At 39.5% G+C, this 15,431-nt stretch carries 15 protein-coding genes; 9 read left to right on the forward strand and 6 right to left on the reverse strand.

Annotated features, from left to right (window positions below):
- Window positions 1–96: 96 nt before the first annotated feature.
- Window positions 97–648 carry a lytic transglycosylase domain-containing protein gene (locus B2W49_RS00615; protein WP_291333547.1) on the reverse strand — a complete coding sequence of 184 codons (552 nt, stop codon included), beginning with the start codon at window positions 646–648 and terminating at the stop codon, window positions 97–99.
- Between the two features lie 327 nt (window positions 649–975).
- On the opposite strand from B2W49_RS00615, the gene B2W49_RS00620 reads away from it, so the two are divergent.
- The 6 genes from B2W49_RS00620 to B2W49_RS00645 all read left to right on the forward strand — a co-directional run bounded on the left by B2W49_RS00620 (window position 976) and on the right by B2W49_RS00645 (window position 5,930).
- Window positions 976–2,568: a Na/Pi cotransporter family protein gene (locus tag B2W49_RS00620; protein ID WP_291333639.1), complete on the forward strand. Its 1,593-nt coding sequence runs from the start codon at window positions 976–978 to the stop codon at window positions 2,566–2,568.
- 123 nt (window positions 2,569–2,691) lie between these two features.
- Window positions 2,692–3,159: a Cys-tRNA(Pro) deacylase gene (gene ybaK, locus B2W49_RS00625; RefSeq protein ID WP_291333641.1), complete on the forward strand. Its 468-nt coding sequence runs from the start codon at window positions 2,692–2,694 to the stop codon at window positions 3,157–3,159.
- 144 nt (window positions 3,160–3,303) lie between these two features.
- A complete protein-coding gene (locus B2W49_RS00630; RefSeq protein ID WP_291333549.1) occupies window positions 3,304–3,720 on the forward strand; it encodes a YeeE/YedE family protein in 417 nt (138 codons plus the stop codon).
- Window positions 3,721–4,137, forward strand: coding sequence for a DUF6691 family protein (locus B2W49_RS00635; RefSeq protein ID WP_291333551.1), 417 nt, complete (start codon window positions 3,721–3,723; stop codon window positions 4,135–4,137).
- A 1-nt stretch (window position 4,138) separates the two neighbouring features.
- Window positions 4,139–5,005, forward strand: a complete 867-nt coding sequence (locus tag B2W49_RS00640) for an MBL fold metallo-hydrolase (protein WP_291333553.1) — start codon at window positions 4,139–4,141, stop codon at window positions 5,003–5,005.
- A 163-nt stretch (window positions 5,006–5,168) separates the two neighbouring features.
- Complete coding sequence (locus B2W49_RS00645) at window positions 5,169–5,930, forward strand: alpha/beta fold hydrolase (RefSeq protein WP_291333555.1); 762 nt, start codon at window positions 5,169–5,171, stop codon at window positions 5,928–5,930.
- A gap of 205 nt (window positions 5,931–6,135) precedes the next feature.
- Here B2W49_RS00645 and accC read toward each other — a convergent pair whose 3' ends face one another.
- From accC to B2W49_RS00670, 5 genes are all read right to left on the reverse strand, one after another.
- On the reverse strand, window positions 6,136–7,503 hold the full coding sequence (gene accC / locus B2W49_RS00650; RefSeq protein ID WP_291333557.1) for an acetyl-CoA carboxylase biotin carboxylase subunit: 1,368 nt from the start codon (window positions 7,501–7,503) through the stop codon (window positions 6,136–6,138).
- 17 nt (window positions 7,504–7,520) lie between these two features.
- Window positions 7,521–7,943, reverse strand: coding sequence for an acetyl-CoA carboxylase biotin carboxyl carrier protein (gene accB / locus B2W49_RS00655; protein ID WP_004973838.1), 423 nt, complete (start codon window positions 7,941–7,943; stop codon window positions 7,521–7,523).
- A 16-nt stretch (window positions 7,944–7,959) separates the two neighbouring features.
- A complete protein-coding gene (gene aroQ, locus B2W49_RS00660) occupies window positions 7,960–8,415 on the reverse strand; it encodes a type II 3-dehydroquinate dehydratase (protein WP_096902340.1) in 456 nt (151 codons plus the stop codon).
- A gap of 967 nt (window positions 8,416–9,382) precedes the next feature.
- The gene (locus tag B2W49_RS00665) at window positions 9,383–10,789 is read right to left on the reverse strand and encodes an ATP-binding protein (RefSeq protein WP_291333566.1); all 1,407 of its coding nucleotides are present in this window, start codon (window positions 10,787–10,789) and stop codon (window positions 9,383–9,385) included.
- Complete coding sequence (locus tag B2W49_RS00670) at window positions 10,786–11,454, reverse strand: response regulator transcription factor (protein ID WP_104851944.1); 669 nt, start codon at window positions 11,452–11,454, stop codon at window positions 10,786–10,788. Before B2W49_RS00670 ends, B2W49_RS00665 begins: the two co-directional genes overlap by 4 nt.
- Before the next feature lie 170 nt (window positions 11,455–11,624).
- Here B2W49_RS00670 and dsbD point away from each other — a divergent pair, with 170 nt between their 5' ends.
- Genes dsbD through dsbG form a run of 3 tightly spaced genes read left to right on the forward strand, consistent with a single transcriptional unit; the run spans window position 11,625 to window position 15,334 of the window.
- Complete coding sequence (dsbD, locus tag B2W49_RS00675) at window positions 11,625–13,688, forward strand: protein-disulfide reductase DsbD (RefSeq protein ID WP_291333569.1); 2,064 nt, start codon at window positions 11,625–11,627, stop codon at window positions 13,686–13,688.
- A complete protein-coding gene (locus B2W49_RS00680) occupies window positions 13,685–14,515 on the forward strand; it encodes a TlpA disulfide reductase family protein (RefSeq protein ID WP_104851946.1) in 831 nt (276 codons plus the stop codon). The genes dsbD and B2W49_RS00680 overlap by 4 nt, the downstream gene beginning before the upstream one ends.
- A 60-nt stretch (window positions 14,516–14,575) precedes the next feature.
- Window positions 14,576–15,334 (forward strand): thiol:disulfide interchange protein DsbG, encoded by a 759-nt coding sequence (gene dsbG, locus B2W49_RS00685; RefSeq protein WP_004973828.1) that lies wholly within the window; start codon window positions 14,576–14,578, stop codon window positions 15,332–15,334.
- Window positions 15,335–15,431: the final 97 nt, after the last annotated feature.

A 15,431-nucleotide genomic window follows, 5' to 3' on the forward strand; every position in this document is an offset into this window, starting at 1 on the left:
TTGCAAAACGCTCAGCTAAACTTTCTACAGGGATTCAGCGGACGCTTACGTTATTTTGAAGTGAATTGATTACTTTATTAAGCTAATAATTCAAAATCAAAGCGCATCTTTTAAGTTTTTTTGGTGTTGTTTGACTTGTTTTGCGTAGCGTTTACCTTGTTTTTTCATTTTTCGATTATTATTGTAACCAGTAGGTCCTACATTGTAATAGGCCAAAGCTTTAGACCATTTCCCAGACTGATTTTTATAATGATTTAAAATATATGAACCACAGTTGATGTTGATATGTTCATGGAATAAATCGCCAGGACACGTCTGCTCCCAATAACGTGGGATAATTTGTGTGAACCCAATTGCGCCTGAGGGTGAAACAGCATAGGCACGATAATTCGATTCTTGTCGAATAACTGCGGCGACAAGTAGAGGGTCAACATTATGTTGTTCTGCGCTTTTTACAATGATTGGTGCTACACGATTTGCTGTATCAGGATGCACAGTATAGGCCTTTTGAATCCCTGTAGAAAGTTTAGCTGAGCGTTTTGCAAGAGAACCACCTCCTAGTGGAGAACAGGCTGCTAAGGTTAAAACAGTGTAACCAATACTGAATATTTTTATATATGGATATTTTCTAAATGTATTAAAAATCATATTAAAACTATGCCTATTCATTCTAGCGTATGTGGGTATATATGCTGATTTTGATGTGAGCGATTGACTCAATTAAGTTATTCATACATTTGAATTGTATCGTATCAGCATAATTCAGCGATTTAATTTTTGACTTTATCGAATGATTGAATAAATTAATGGAGTCTGATCTATCTTCAGGTTTTAATGATATATCAAATTAATGACAAGTTTTTTATTTAATATAAACTATTTGAATAGAACAAATAAACTGCAATTTTAAGATGAAAGTATGTGCAATATCGGTTTTTTAGCACTTTGAAAATTGCTTATGCAGAGGGAGTAAGTGTGTTAGATGTCTTTGTACAATTATGTGGTGGTATTGGTCTATTTTTGATTGGTATGACCATGATGACGGACAGCTTAAAAGATATGGCAGGGGAAACTTTGCGTATTTGGTTGTCTAAATTTACAGGTTCACCCATTAAATCTGTGCTTTCAGGCATTTGTTTAACCTTAATTGTACAGTCTTCTACAGCAACGACTTTAGCCACGATTGGTTTTGTTAGTGCGGGTATTCTTACTTTTGCTCAGGCAATTGGTGTCATTATTGGCGCGAATATTGGCACAACTAGTACGGGGTGGATGGTGGCATTTTTAGGTGTTAAATTTTCCATCACTAGTTTTGCATTACCTTTGCTTGGTTTGGGTGCAATGCTTAAATTATTTAGTCAGGGGCGAGTGGCACTATTTGGCATGACTCTGGCAGGTTTTAGCCTGATTTTCCTTGGTATTGATATGTTGCAAGTTGCCATGTCAGGTTTTGCTGAACGTGTTGATTTATCTGTATTTTCAAGTCGATCTATGATTGCGCAATTCAGTTTGGTTTTGGTCGGTATTATCATGACTATTCTGTTGCAATCTTCGAGTGCTGCAATTACCGCAACCTTAGCAGCCTTGGCCAGTGGTGCAATCGATTTGCAACAAGCTTTAGGCTTAGTGATTGGACAGAATGTTGGTACTGTCGCTACGGCTATTATTGCTGCAATTGCTTCAACTGCAAATGCCAAACGTACTGCAGCAGTTCATGTGATTTTTAACATCATTTCAGCCATTTTTGCTTTTATTATTTTAAAACCGCTATTTCTTGAACTAACACAAAATCAACGTCTTATGGCAACATGGGACAATGTGGTGATAGTTGCTGCATTCCATACAGCGTTCAGTATTTGCGGTACTTTGATTATTTTGCCATTTATTCGTCAGTTTGAAAAACTGATTATGAAAATCATTCCAGATCAAACTCAATCGATTTTATGTTATCTCGATCAAGCGAGTTTATCTGTGCCCGCCTTGGCCATTCATGCTGCATCAAAGGTGATTTACCATAGTTTGTATGACGTTTTAGTGATGCTAAAACTTGCGATTCAAGAGGGGAGATTGCCTTCAAAAGTACGTTTGTTGCAGCTCGATGAGGTGCTCATTCAAGTGCAACGCTATTTGGAAGAAATGTCAATTTCAGAAAATGAAGCCGATCAACAGCGTTTGATGGCGATGCTACGTTTGATGGTGTATTTACGTGTTTTACGAAGTGATTTGGAAAATATTACGTTGGCAAACGTGATACGCACCCAACCAGCGATTTATCAAGTTGGTTTAGATTTTGTGCAAATTCTCGATGAACATTTAAAAGAAATGGATGATTTTGACGTGCATAGTCACGTGCTAAGTTTACATACTGAATTATCTAATTTGAAAAAGTGGACAGAAGATCAACGTGCCGAAAATCGTGAAAAAGTGTTGCAATATACTGCTGTGAATCAACTTAATGCTGCGGCAGGTTTAGAATTGTTGGCGGCGCAGCGTTGGTTGGATCGCGTGATTGCGCATGCACAGCGCTTAGCCAACGTATTGGTCGATAATTCGCGTAAACCAAGTTAATTATTTTAAGCTTTCCGTTGTTTTGATGGTTACTTTAATATCCAAGAAATAGCCTAAGCAAATTCACTTTTTAATCTTAATCAAGTGTATAATTTTAGCATCGTTTTTTTCAATATTTTTTCAATGACACCAGCAGCTAAACTTTTAAAAGCCAAAAAAATTCAATTTTCTATGCATGAATATGAACATGATCATAATGCTAAGAGTTTTGGTTTGGAAGCTGCGGATAAGCTAGGCTTAGATGTCACAGAAGTATTTAAAACATTATTGGTCAGTGATGATAAACATTTCTTTGTGGCGATATTACCTGTCCATCACCAATTAAATCTGAAAAAAGTTGCGGCTGCTTTTCAGTGTAAAAAAATGCACATGGCTGATCCTAAGGATGCTGAGCGTTTGACAGGCTATTTGGTTGGAGGCATAAGTCCAATCGGGCAGAAGAAACAACTGAAAACGGTCATTGACGCATCCGCTCAACAGCTTACAATTATGTATGTGAGTGGAGGGAAGCGTGGATTGGATATTGGTTTAGCTCCAAGTGATTTGGCAAAAGTTTTAAATGCCAGTTTTGTCGATATTGTAGATGTATGATAAATAGAATTTTATATTGCATTGACTCACTCAGATTCAAAATGCAATGTACAAGAAGATCAAATTTACAAAACTCACAAGAGAGTAGTTGAATAAAAATCATAATAATATATTATAAAAACATATATTCTTTGGGTGTTAAAAATGCATGATTATCTTCTAGCATTAATCGGTGGTGGATTACTTGGTCTTGCCGTCGTGGGCTACTTATATGTTCATGGTCGTATTGCAGGCATTAGTGGCTTACTGGCTCAAGTTTTAAATCCGCAAACGCTGTTCAAAACGCCTGCGTTGTGGTTTGTGTTAGGTATTTTCATTGTGCCTTTTTTCTACAGCATCGTGGCTCAACCTAAAGTTGAATTGAATGCAAGCCCATTGATGATGATTGTGGCGGGATTATTGGTGGGCTTCGGTACTCGTTTAGGCTCGGGTTGTACTAGTGGTCATGGTATATGTGGCATGAGTCGTTTATCTAAGCGCTCAATTGTAGCAACAGGGACCTTTATGCTAGCTGGCTTTATAACCGTTTATATCATCCGTCATATCACAGGAGCATTCTAAATGAAAAATTTCTTAGCCTTTATTTTTGGTGGTATTTTTTCAGTTGGATTGATTCTTTCTGGTATGTCGAATCCTGAAAAAGTTTTAAATTTTCTCGATCTTTTTGGTACATGGGATGCAAGTCTAGCGTTTGTAATGATGGGTGCAATTGCGGTTGCCTTTATTCCATTTCAAAGAGCTATGCGTCAAGCTGAACCAAAAACCATTTTAAATGAACCAATTGATTTGCCTAAACAAACTCAAATTGATTCCAAACTGATCACTGGTAGTTTTATTTTTGGTATCGGTTGGGGTATTGCAGGAATTTGTCCTGCGCCAAGTCTCACTTTGATTGGTTTAGGTTATTATCAAGCAATCTATTTTATTGTTGCGATGTTGGTGGGGATCCTCTTTCATCGTAAGGTTGCAGGAGCATAAGATGCACGCAGACATTCAGCATTTTTTTGATGAAAATACCAATACATTCAGTTATGTGGTGAGTGATCCTGTAACACTTCAATGTGCCATCATTGACAGCGTGTTGGATTATGACCCTGCATCTGCGACAACTACAACAACTCATGCTGATGAAATCATTGCTTACATCAATAAAAATGAATTAACGGTTGAATGGATTTTAGAAACGCATGTGCATGCCGACCACCTAACAGCTTCTCAATATTTGAAATCGCAGCTGGGTGGTAAAATTGCCATGAGCCATAAAATTTCGATTGTGCAAGAAACATTCAGTGCCATCTATAACTTGGATATTAAGTATTTCAATTCACATCAATCGTTTGATTATCTGTTTGCAGATCATGAAACTTTTACGATTGGTGAATTACAAGCCTATAACATCCCTACACCAGGACATACGCCTGCTTGTTTAAGCTATGTGATCGGTGATGCTGTATTTGTAGGTGATACCTTGTTTATGCCTGATTATGGTACGGCACGTTGTGATTTCCCGAAAGGCAGTGCAGGGCAGTTGTACGATTCGGTGCAATCATTATATGAGTTGCCTGAAGAAACACGTGTGTTTTTATGCCATGATTATTTACCAGAATCACGTGAACGATATGAACATGAAACACTGCTTAAAACTCAAAAAGAACAGAATATTCATATTCATACAGGGGTAAGCAAAGCTGAATTCATTGAGATGCGAACCCAACGTGATGCCACTTTAACGATGCCTAAATTGATTTTGCCATCTATTCAAATCAATATGGATGCAGGTAAGTTTCCACAACCTGAGGCCAATGGTATTCGTTATTTGAAGTTGCCTTTGAATTACTTTAAATAAAATTTTAAGAAAGGTTCATCTTGTATAATATTGCTTTGGCTTATACGAATAGCCTAAGCAATATTATAAGTTTATCAATGAAAAGCACATTTAAAGTTTGATTTATAAACACAAAACTCATTAAATAGATCAATCATTTGTATACAAGTTTAGAGTTTATTTTATGTTGTTAAATTATCAAATCACGCAAAATGAGCCTGAATCTAACTTGCCACCTTTGGTTTTTATTCATGGTTTATTTGGTAGTTTGAGTAATTTAGGCATGATCGCACGTGCATTTCAAGAACAGCGTACCGTGATTCAATTAGATGTACGTAATCATGGTAAATCTGCACACCGTGATGACATGAATTATGCAGTAATGGCCCAAGATGTTTTAGAAACGCTGAACAGTTTGAATATCGAACAGTTTTCTGTAGTTGGGCATTCAATGGGGGGCAAGGTTGCAATGACTTTAGCACCTCTAGCAGCCGAGCGTTTACAACAATTGGTTTTATTGGATATTTGTCCTTTTGCTTATTCTGAAAATCGTCACGATCAAATTTTTACCGCTTTGTTTGCTGTGCAAGAAGCACAAATTGAAAGCCGCCAAGTGGGGATGGAAATAATGCGTGAGCATCTTCAAGAAGAAATGGTTGTGCAATTTTTAATGAAGTCATTTAGCAAAGGGCAATGGCTATTTAACTTAAATGCGTTACATGAACATTATGCAGAAATTTTGTCATGGCAGACGATGCATAGTGATGTCGATACTTTATTTATTCGTGGTGGTAATTCGCCTTATATTGAGAAGCCTGAGCATTATGCTGCCATTCAAGCACAGTTTCCGCATGCAAAAGTTGAAACTGTCGCGCACGCAGGGCATTGGCTACATGCTGAAAAAACCGAAGAAGTCCTTGCATTAATGACTGAGTTTTTAGATTAATCTTGTCCTGCAGTTTTTGCTACTCAATGATCTAAGATCCCGATTTTTTTAAATCAATTTTAAGCAACTACTGCATTTGGAGTATTGGTTTTTTATTCACACTGATCTGTATAGATAAACGGTTTAGCTTTTATCTTTAGCAATAAAAAAGAGCTGATGTTGAGTCATCAGCTCTTCATTTTAAACATGAGCAAACTTAAATTGCTTATGCTTTTTCTTCTTCATTACCAGCAATTTGCTTGAGTAAATGCTTTTCAAGATAGTGAATATCCATTGCTTGTTTGCAGAATTTTTCATCTTGCAGAATCAAGTCCTTGTGCAAAGGAATGTTGGTTTTAATCCCTGTTAAGATAGTTTCATCCAAGGCTTGACGCATACGCGCAATACTGGTTTCACGATCTTTACCATGCGCAATCAGTTTAGCAATCATTGAGTCGTAATACGGCGGAATGCTATAACCCTCGTAGATGTGTGAATCTACACGAATACCTGCACCACCTGGCGCATAGAAGTGTTCAATTTTCCCCGGTGAAGGTAAGAAGGTGGTTGGGTCTTCTGCATTAATACGACATTCGATTGCGTGACCACGAATCTCAACCTGATCTTGCTCAATGTTTAAACCTAGACCTGCAGCAATACGCAATTGTTGTTCAATGATATCAATACCTGTCACCATTTCAGTTACAGGGTGCTCAACCTGAACACGTGTATTCATTTCAATGAAGAAGTATTCGTCATCTTCAAATAAGAATTCAAAAGTACCTGCACCACGGTATTGCATTAACTTACATGCATTAACACAAGCTTCTAAAATATCGGCACGTGCTTGTTCTGGTAAATTAGGTGCTGGCGCTTCTTCAAGTACTTTTTGGTGACGGCGTTGTAAAGAACAGTCGCGGTCATAAAGGTGAATCGCGTGACCGTTACCATCACCCAATACTTGTACTTCTACGTGGCGTGGCTTTTGTAAGAAACGCTCCATATAGACTGTGTCATCACCAAACCACATTTCTGCATCACGTTGAGCTGCTTGAACTGATTCAAGCAAGGTGTCTACGCGCTCTACAATACGCATACCACGACCACCACCACCAGCAGCAGCTTTTACAATGAGCGGGAAACCAATTTCTTTGGCTTCAGCTAAAGCATTGTGCGGTGTAACGGCGTGTGCTGAACCTGGTACAGTTGGTACGCCAGCTTTACGCATTGCAGTAATTGCAGAAACTTTGTTACCCATTAAGCGAATATGCTCAGGGCGTGGACCAATGAAAATGAAACCTGAACTTTCTACAATTTCAGCAAATTCGGCATTTTCAGCAAGGAAACCATAACCAGGGTGAATGGCGTCTGCACCTGTAATTTCTGCTGCAGTAATAATTGCAGGAATATTCAGGTAACTTTCACTGCTCGCACCCGGACCAATACACACGGCTTCATCACAAAAGCGTAAGTGCATTAGGTCTTTATCGGCATCTGAGTAGATACCTACGGTTTTGATCCCTAAAGTTTTGCAAGCTCGGGTGATGCGCAGGGCAATCTCACCACGGTTTGCAATTAAAACTTTTTGCAACATTGTGAATCCCCGAGGTCTTAAGCGCGGTAGCGGAAGAGTGGTTGACCAAATTGAATCACTTCGCCATTTTTAACTAGAATTTCTTCAATCACGCCACTTTGAGTTGCTTCAATTGGGTTCATGATTTTCATTGCTTCGATAATACCAAGCGTTTCACCAGCAGAAACAGTTTGACCCACTTTAATAAATGGTGCTTCACCAGGGCTTGGTGCTGCATAGAACACGCCAACCATTGGCGAAGTTTCAACCGCGCCACGTGGTGAAGATTTAGGTGCAGATGGTACTTCTGCAGAAGGTGCAGGCATTGCAGGAACTGCTGCCGCCACTACTGGACTGCGACGAGTTAATGCAATCGACTGATCGCCTTCTTTAACTTCAATCGCTTGTAAGTCAGATTCAATCATCAAGTCGATGAGTTTCTTGATTTTACGAATATCCATGGACAGTATTCCTAGTTTAAGATTGTGTAGTAGGTTGAATTTTTTCAAGAACAAAGTCGAGTGCTGCGGCATAGCCTTTTGCGCCTAAACCGCAAATCACACCAATGGCTTTGTCTGATAAATATGAATGATGTCTAAACGCCTCACGTGCATGCACATTCGACAAATGGACTTCAAGAAATGGAATAGCGACCCCTAACAAGGCATCACGTACCGCAACAGAGGTATGCGTTAATGCAGCAGGGTTAATAATGATATATTGTGTGCCATCTAACGCGGCTTGATGAATTCGGTCTACAATTGCGCCTTCCCAATTACTTTGGAAAGTATCTATAGAAATTGATGCTTTTTGCGCTTGTGAAATGAGCTGTTGATTTATATCCTCAAGAGTGAGGTAACCATAAACTTCGGGTTCACGCTTTCCTAGCAAATTTAGATTCGGTCCATGAATAACCAAAATGGTCGAACTCATTCCGCTTGCTCCAATAAATAATTGCAATAATACTTTGCAAGATGTCTGCAAAGTTTGCTAATTATGGCATAAAATTCCACATTTTTTTTGTAATTTGTTTAATTTGACGTAGAAAGCGTGTGCCAAAATGAGGCTCTATAATGAAAACTTTGCAGGGAATTCGCAATGTTAAAAAATTACATTTTTAGTTTTTTTTGCTGATTTTTATATTATAAAACAACTGACCAAATCTATTCATTTGTTTTCTGTAACGACTGATCAAGCGAGTGACTTGAACTGGTTTGATTCGGAATGTCAAAGCCAGAAAACAACCAACATCAATATCGCATTTCTTTATAGCATGATATTTCGTTGCTGTTTATAAAAAATGGCGATTCCATTTTTTCAGTTCATTCAAAGTAGATGACCACACAAACTGCAGTGGATCATCTAATACGTTTTGTGATCATCGTTCAAGTGGTTATGGATTCGATAGAAGGATCATTTCGATAATAAGATATTTTAAAAATTCAACTTTATTTAAATAAAACATGAGCTTAAATGGAATGCTTTGATTGATATATTTATCTATATTTTAGTCTGGAATAGATGCTCCTACGCTGCGTATTATATTTTGAGTGGGGTGCTGTTGGTTTTATGTACACTTTAATTAAGTTGTAGATTGATCACAAGACCAAGCACATGCACGATCTGCACGGATATCTACCTCATTTAAAAATATGACGTGGTATCGAACAAAAAAACGGTGATGAAAGTTTCAGCAATTTTTTTCTAGCCAATGTTCTTCTACTCAATAGCCCGCAGCATCTACATCATAGATAAAATTTTAGAACGCATTGACCTTTTATTTCAAAAATCACCTTAAAAATGGCGTTATCGTAAAGTAGAGCAATATGTTCGGTATTGGCAAAAGTTAAGTGATCTTGTTCTGAATCTTGCTTTATTTGCTGTTAAAGCTCAGAAAAGCTTAATCCGTCTGTTGTTTCTCTGTTGCAGAAGGTGCTGCATCAAAACTGACAATCACTTTTAAACCTTGCGGTTGGTTAGCCTGAAATTGAAGTAGGTAGCCATATTGCTCTAATAATACTTTGACTAGAGTTAGACCTAAGCCATAGCCTTGTTTATGCGCAGATTTACGCCAAAAACGCTGAGTCAGAATGGTAAAATCATCTTCATTCAGGCTTTTGCCTTGGTCTGCAATGATCAATTGCAGGTCTTGCATATGAATTTGAATGTTTGGCGCATCCTCTGCATGCAAATAAGCATTTTGAATCAAGTTTTTCAGTACCATGTGCAACGCAGGCGCTGGAATATTAATGTGTTGTGCTACCAAACTCGCCCAATCAATCTGTAATTTCGCTGATAGATTGGGATATTCCACAGTCAGTTCCGACAAGACTGTTTCTAATACGCTACGCATATCTGCATGGCTATGTGCCGCTTGAATACCTGCTTCAGTTTGACTGAGCAATAACAGTTGTTCCAAAAGTTGTTGATAACGTTGGATGCTGCGTTCTGCGTGTTTTAAATTGTCGATGACTTTGGCTGTATCTTGGGCAGATGCGGTTTGATTCAACATCAATTGGCTCAGTTGCACATGCGTTTTAATAGCCGTTAACGGCGTGCGCAGTTCATGCGCAGCAAATGCACTAAAGTTTTTTTCGTGTTCCAGACTTTTATGTAGGCGTTCAATCAGCATCAATAAGTTATCGACAAAAGGCTGAATTTCTTTAGGAATTTTTTGTGATCTCAGTTCAATTAAATAACGAGAAGCTTCATCTAAAGATTGTTTTTTCTGAATTAAGTGGCGGGTGATGTGATCGAGCGGTAAAAACTCCAGACGGATAATCCACAAAATTAGCAAAATACAAATAATCAAAGTAAGCAGTAAAGGAATCAGTACCGACTGTAAAATTTGTTTAAGTAGGTTTTGCCGTAACTGAATTTTTTCAGCCACCACCACCTGAACTTCACCTTCACGCAGTACATAACTACGCCATTGCAGTCCATTTTCTGTCCATGTGCTGAAACCGACTTGTTGGTTTTTTAAATTTTTCGGTGCGCCTTGAGTGCGTGCAATCACATGCTGTGGTAATGAAACATCGGCACGGAAAATAGAGACTTCACAAGCAATTAAACTATGTAGCAAGGCATTTTCTGATTCGGCATGCAAACTTTCTGTGAGTTGTTCTAGGGGCAGTTGCTGAATCAGGCGGGCGACCATACGGGCTGAGGTAGAAAGTCGTTCATCCAGCGTATTTTGTAAGCGTTGTTCCAAGTCATGGTAGAGCCATGCAAAGACAATCACCCACAGCAAAATAAATGCACAGCTGATGGTCGATACCAAACGCCATTTCAGACTGTAGTTTTTCATGTCAGCAGCTCAGGTTTAAAGATGTAGCCGACACCACGCACCGTTTGAATAAAATCGGGGTGGATTTTATGCCGTAAATGGTAGATATGCACATTTAAGGCATTGCTTTCGATACTGTCTTGAAAGCCATACACTTTATCTATCAGTTCTTCATTTTTTAAGATTTGGTTCGGATGCCGTAAAAAGGTTTCCAATAGGCTATATTCACGGCGTGAAAGCTGAATGTTTTGTGAATGCCAACTGACTTCTTGTGTATCGAGGTTCATGTGTAACTGACCACTTTGCAGTTGGTTCGATGAATAACCACGATGACGGCGGCTTAATGCATATACACGGGCAATCAGTTCATTTAATTCAAAAGGTTTAGTTAGGTAGTCATCTGCTCCTAAGTTGAGCGCCTGTACGCAGTCTTGAGTATGATTCCGCGCGGTTAATACCAATACTGGAATATGAATGGCATCTTTACGCCAGTTTTCGAGTAACTGTAAACCATCTTGGTCAGGCAGACCTAAATCGAGCAGGCACAGATCTACCGCACTATGACGTATGAAGTAATCGGCATCGCGCGCGTTATTCACGTGTTCGACTGAAATACTTAAAAATTCGAGTGCTGCCACAATACTTTGGGCAATATAAGGATCATCTTCCACCAAAACGACGAACATATTTGCTCCTATACCACAGTCAGCCCAATATATGACACATCTCGATCACGCCACAAATTTAGATTAGGCACCTACAATGCTCAAGTTTACAAAGAAAAATCTTTATTAATGTTCTCTTAATCTACACTTACCGATAATACAGTCAGTTTTTTAATTTTTAGTATAAATACATGATTTTTATTCGCGTCATTGCTTATTTTGTGTTGAGTCTGTGTGCGGTGTGGGTCAATGCTGCCAATGAATTTTTAGCGTCCGATCAAGCTTTTAAGTTTCAGGCGACGTCATTGTCTGAACAAACGGTTGAACTGAAATGGGATGTCGCACCGCATTACTATTTATATCACGATCAATTCAAAGTCAGTCAGGCTCAAAAGCCGCTTGCTTTTAAATTGCCTGCAGGGCAGGAAAAAGATGATCCGACTTTCGGGCTGACACGTGTGCATTATGGGCAAGTGACAACACAGATTCAGGTGAAGCCTAATCAGCAATATCAAATTACTTGGCAAGGCTGCGCTGAAGATGGTTTGTGTTATCCCGTACAGCGTAAAACGATTCAAACCGATGCCGATGGTTTATTGCCACAGCATAATTTAAGTGCGGGCAAAGGTAATTTACTTCAGCAACTCAATCAGAATAATCAGGCTGCTTTAAACACTAACTTAAATGATGCAGATAAGCATCAAGCCAATGGTTCTAGTACACAAAAACAAGTTACGACAACTGCAAATACTGTAACGACAAAAGAACTCAAACTTGAACAGCAAACGCTAGAAAACAAAGCACAGCTTGCTGAAAATGCGGTTGCTGTAACACAAGCTGATCCTAAACTTACCCCTGAATCAGTAGAAAACGTTGATTTAGCAAATTCCTTAGAGATTGAAAATACAGATACGGCGTTGACAGACAATACATTCGCTGCATCAGCCAATTCAAGCAATACGGAAACAGCCAGTAGTACGAGTCTGAATCAGCAATGGAACAATGATCAATTTTTCCTGAATTTATTGTCTGGGCAAGGGTTGTTACTGAATGCGTTTATCTTTTTAGGTTTTGGGGTATTACTGGCTTTTTTACCGTGTTCATTGCCGCTGATTCCAATTCTTTCTGGCATTTTGGTGCAGCGCAATACAGGCTATAAAGCGGCAGCAATTGCGATCACCTTTATCGTCAGTATGGCGCTAGTCTATGGCTTGATGGGCGTTGTTGCGTCACACATTGGTTATAGCGTACAGCGTTGGTTCCAAAATCCCGTAGTGATTGCAGTTTTTGCTATGTTGTTTGTGCTCTTTGCTTTAAACCTGTTTGGACTGTATCAGTTGTCATTACCACAAGCAGTGTTACAGCGTTTAGATCGTATTCAGCAATATCAAAAAGGCGGTACTTTATTGGGTGCGGGCGTTATGGGGGTGATTTCTGCACTGATTGTCGGGCCATGTATGAGTGCGCCTTTAGCGGGAGCATTGCTGTACGTCTCACATTTGGATCAAGCAGCATTGGGTGGTTTATATTTGTTCCTGCTCGGTTTAGGTATGGGAATTCCTTTACTTATTGCCAGCGTGTTTGGCGCGAAATATTTGCCAAAGCCAGGTTTGTGGATGGAACGGCTAAAATTTAGCTTTGGTTTTATCATGTTGGCAATGGCTTTGTATTTTGCTCGTCCGCTATTTTCTGTGACTTGGTACTATGTTGCTTTTGCTGTGGTGTTATTTGCCTTCGCTGCATATTTAATTGCAATTTTGCGCCACGTGTTACATCGTCCACAGCGTTTTTCGTTATTGGCTTTGGCGGCAGTAATCGCTAGTAGTGGAATTTGGCATGTCAATCAGAGTATTGCCAGTGTCAATGCGCAGGTACAAGCAGACCAATTACAGCCATGGATCAAAGTACGCACAGAACAAGAGTTGAATGCAGCTTTGGCCGCAAATGCTCATCAAAAGATTGTGATTGATGTCTATGCCGATTGGTGTGTGGCGTGTCAGCCGATTGAGCGTGATGTGATTCCTCGTACCGATGTGCAAGATGCTTTAAAGCATGTGGTGCGGATTAAACTCGACTTAACCGAACAGCATCCTTCACAAGATGCCTTATTGAAAAAATGGCAGATTTTAGGGCCGCCAACGTTGTTATTTTTGGCAGATCCACAACGGGAACAACGTGAATTGCGTCTAACAGGTGCTTATAACGCAGCGCAATTGATTCAAAATATTCATCAACTGCAAGAGGCTGCGCCATGATTCAATCCGCAGTCTTGCAGTTAGGCATGTTGATGATTCCATGGCCATTGGTGTTTTTATTGCTAGGACTGATTGTCGTCTTTGCAATGGGTAAATTTTTTCAGCGTCGTTATACATGGAATGCACAGACTTGGACAGGTTATCAGGATGCATTATGGAATGCGCTGTGGATTGGTGCTTTAGTTGGGCGGGCAGTTTTTGTGTTGCAGCATTATGAGCTGTACTTTGCCAACCCGATTGATATTTTAAAAATTCAGGACAAAGGCTTTCATCTGATTGCCGCAGTTATGGCAGGTGTGGCGTGGTTTGTCTGGAAAAATCGCGCTATTCAACGTGTTGTTCTGGCATGGGCAGTTGCGCTCTTTATTACAGTACAAGTTGTAGGTTGGAGTCTTATCCAACCTTTGCAGACGCAGCATGCCTATCCCAATCTAGTATTGCACAACCTAGCGCAACAACCTCAAGATTTAGCTCAATTTTCAGGGCAGCCCACGGTGATTAATCTCTGGGCGACTTGGTGTCCAGTTTGTCATCGTGAAATGCCTGTTATGCAACAAGCACAGCAAGATTTCCCTGAGGTCAATTTTGTATTTGCCAATCAAGGCGAATTTGCAGCAGAGATTCAAGCCTATTTACAGAAACATCGATTTCAGTTTGAACACGTGTTATTAGACCCTGCAGCTCGTTTAGGACAACACTTCAATATGTTCGGTTTGCCAAGTACTTTGTTTTTTAATGCACAAGGAGAATTGGTCGATCATCACATGGGTGAATTGACCAAGCCGATGCTGCAGCATTATCTGAAAAAAATACAAGCGAATCCATAAACGCGCTCTTAACGATTTGAAAGAAAACCCGCCGTGAAGCCAAAATTAAGGACAATCAATATGACATCAAACATCAAAAATAACATGCTGAAACTGGCGATAGGTATGAGTCTTGCCAGTAGTGTGAGTATGCTGCAAGCACAGGACAACCTCAAACAGCACATTGAAAAAGAAGGTTTTAAGTTTGTGCAACAAATTCAAGCACCTGCACAAATGACAGGTTGGGCAGGGCATATTGAACAAAGTCCTGCGACAGTGTTTATTTCCAATGATCAGAAATACTATATTGTAGGCACTTTGTTTGATGCACAAGGCAATAATTTAACCGTCGATGCTTTAGACCGTTATGTGAAAAAGTCGGTACTTGAAGATGTGTGGCAAAGTCTGGAACACGCTACTTGGATTCAGGATGGGCAAACCAGTGCTGAAAAAATTGTCTACGTGTTTTCAGACCCGAATTGTCCGTATTGCCATACCTTTTGGAAGCAGGCACGTCCGTGGGTAGAATCTGGCAAAGTTCAGTTAAGACATATTATTGTGGCGGTGATCCGACCTGAAAGCAAAGGGCAGGCCGCGACTTTATTAATGGCGAAAAACCCACAGCAGACCTTTAATGCGTTCCATCGTCAATACGGACAAAAAAAGCTGATCGAGCAAAAAACTGTGCCTGTACATGTAGAAAAAACCTTAGAACAGAATCAGGCACTGATGGATAAATACGAGTTCTTTGCCACACCTGTTGTGCTTTGGAAAAATAAACAGGGCGAATTACAGTCGGTACAAGGAATGCCAAAATCTATGAAAGATGTGTTTGAGTGATTTTAAAAATTTCCGAGCAAATATCTAACTGAATATTCAAATCTAAAGCGCAAAAAAGCTTGCTCTAATTGCATTGGAGCAAGCTTTTTGATGTAAA

The organism is Acinetobacter sp. UBA801, assembly GCA_002296655.1.
Taxonomy (GTDB): domain Bacteria; phylum Pseudomonadota; class Gammaproteobacteria; order Pseudomonadales; family Moraxellaceae; genus Acinetobacter.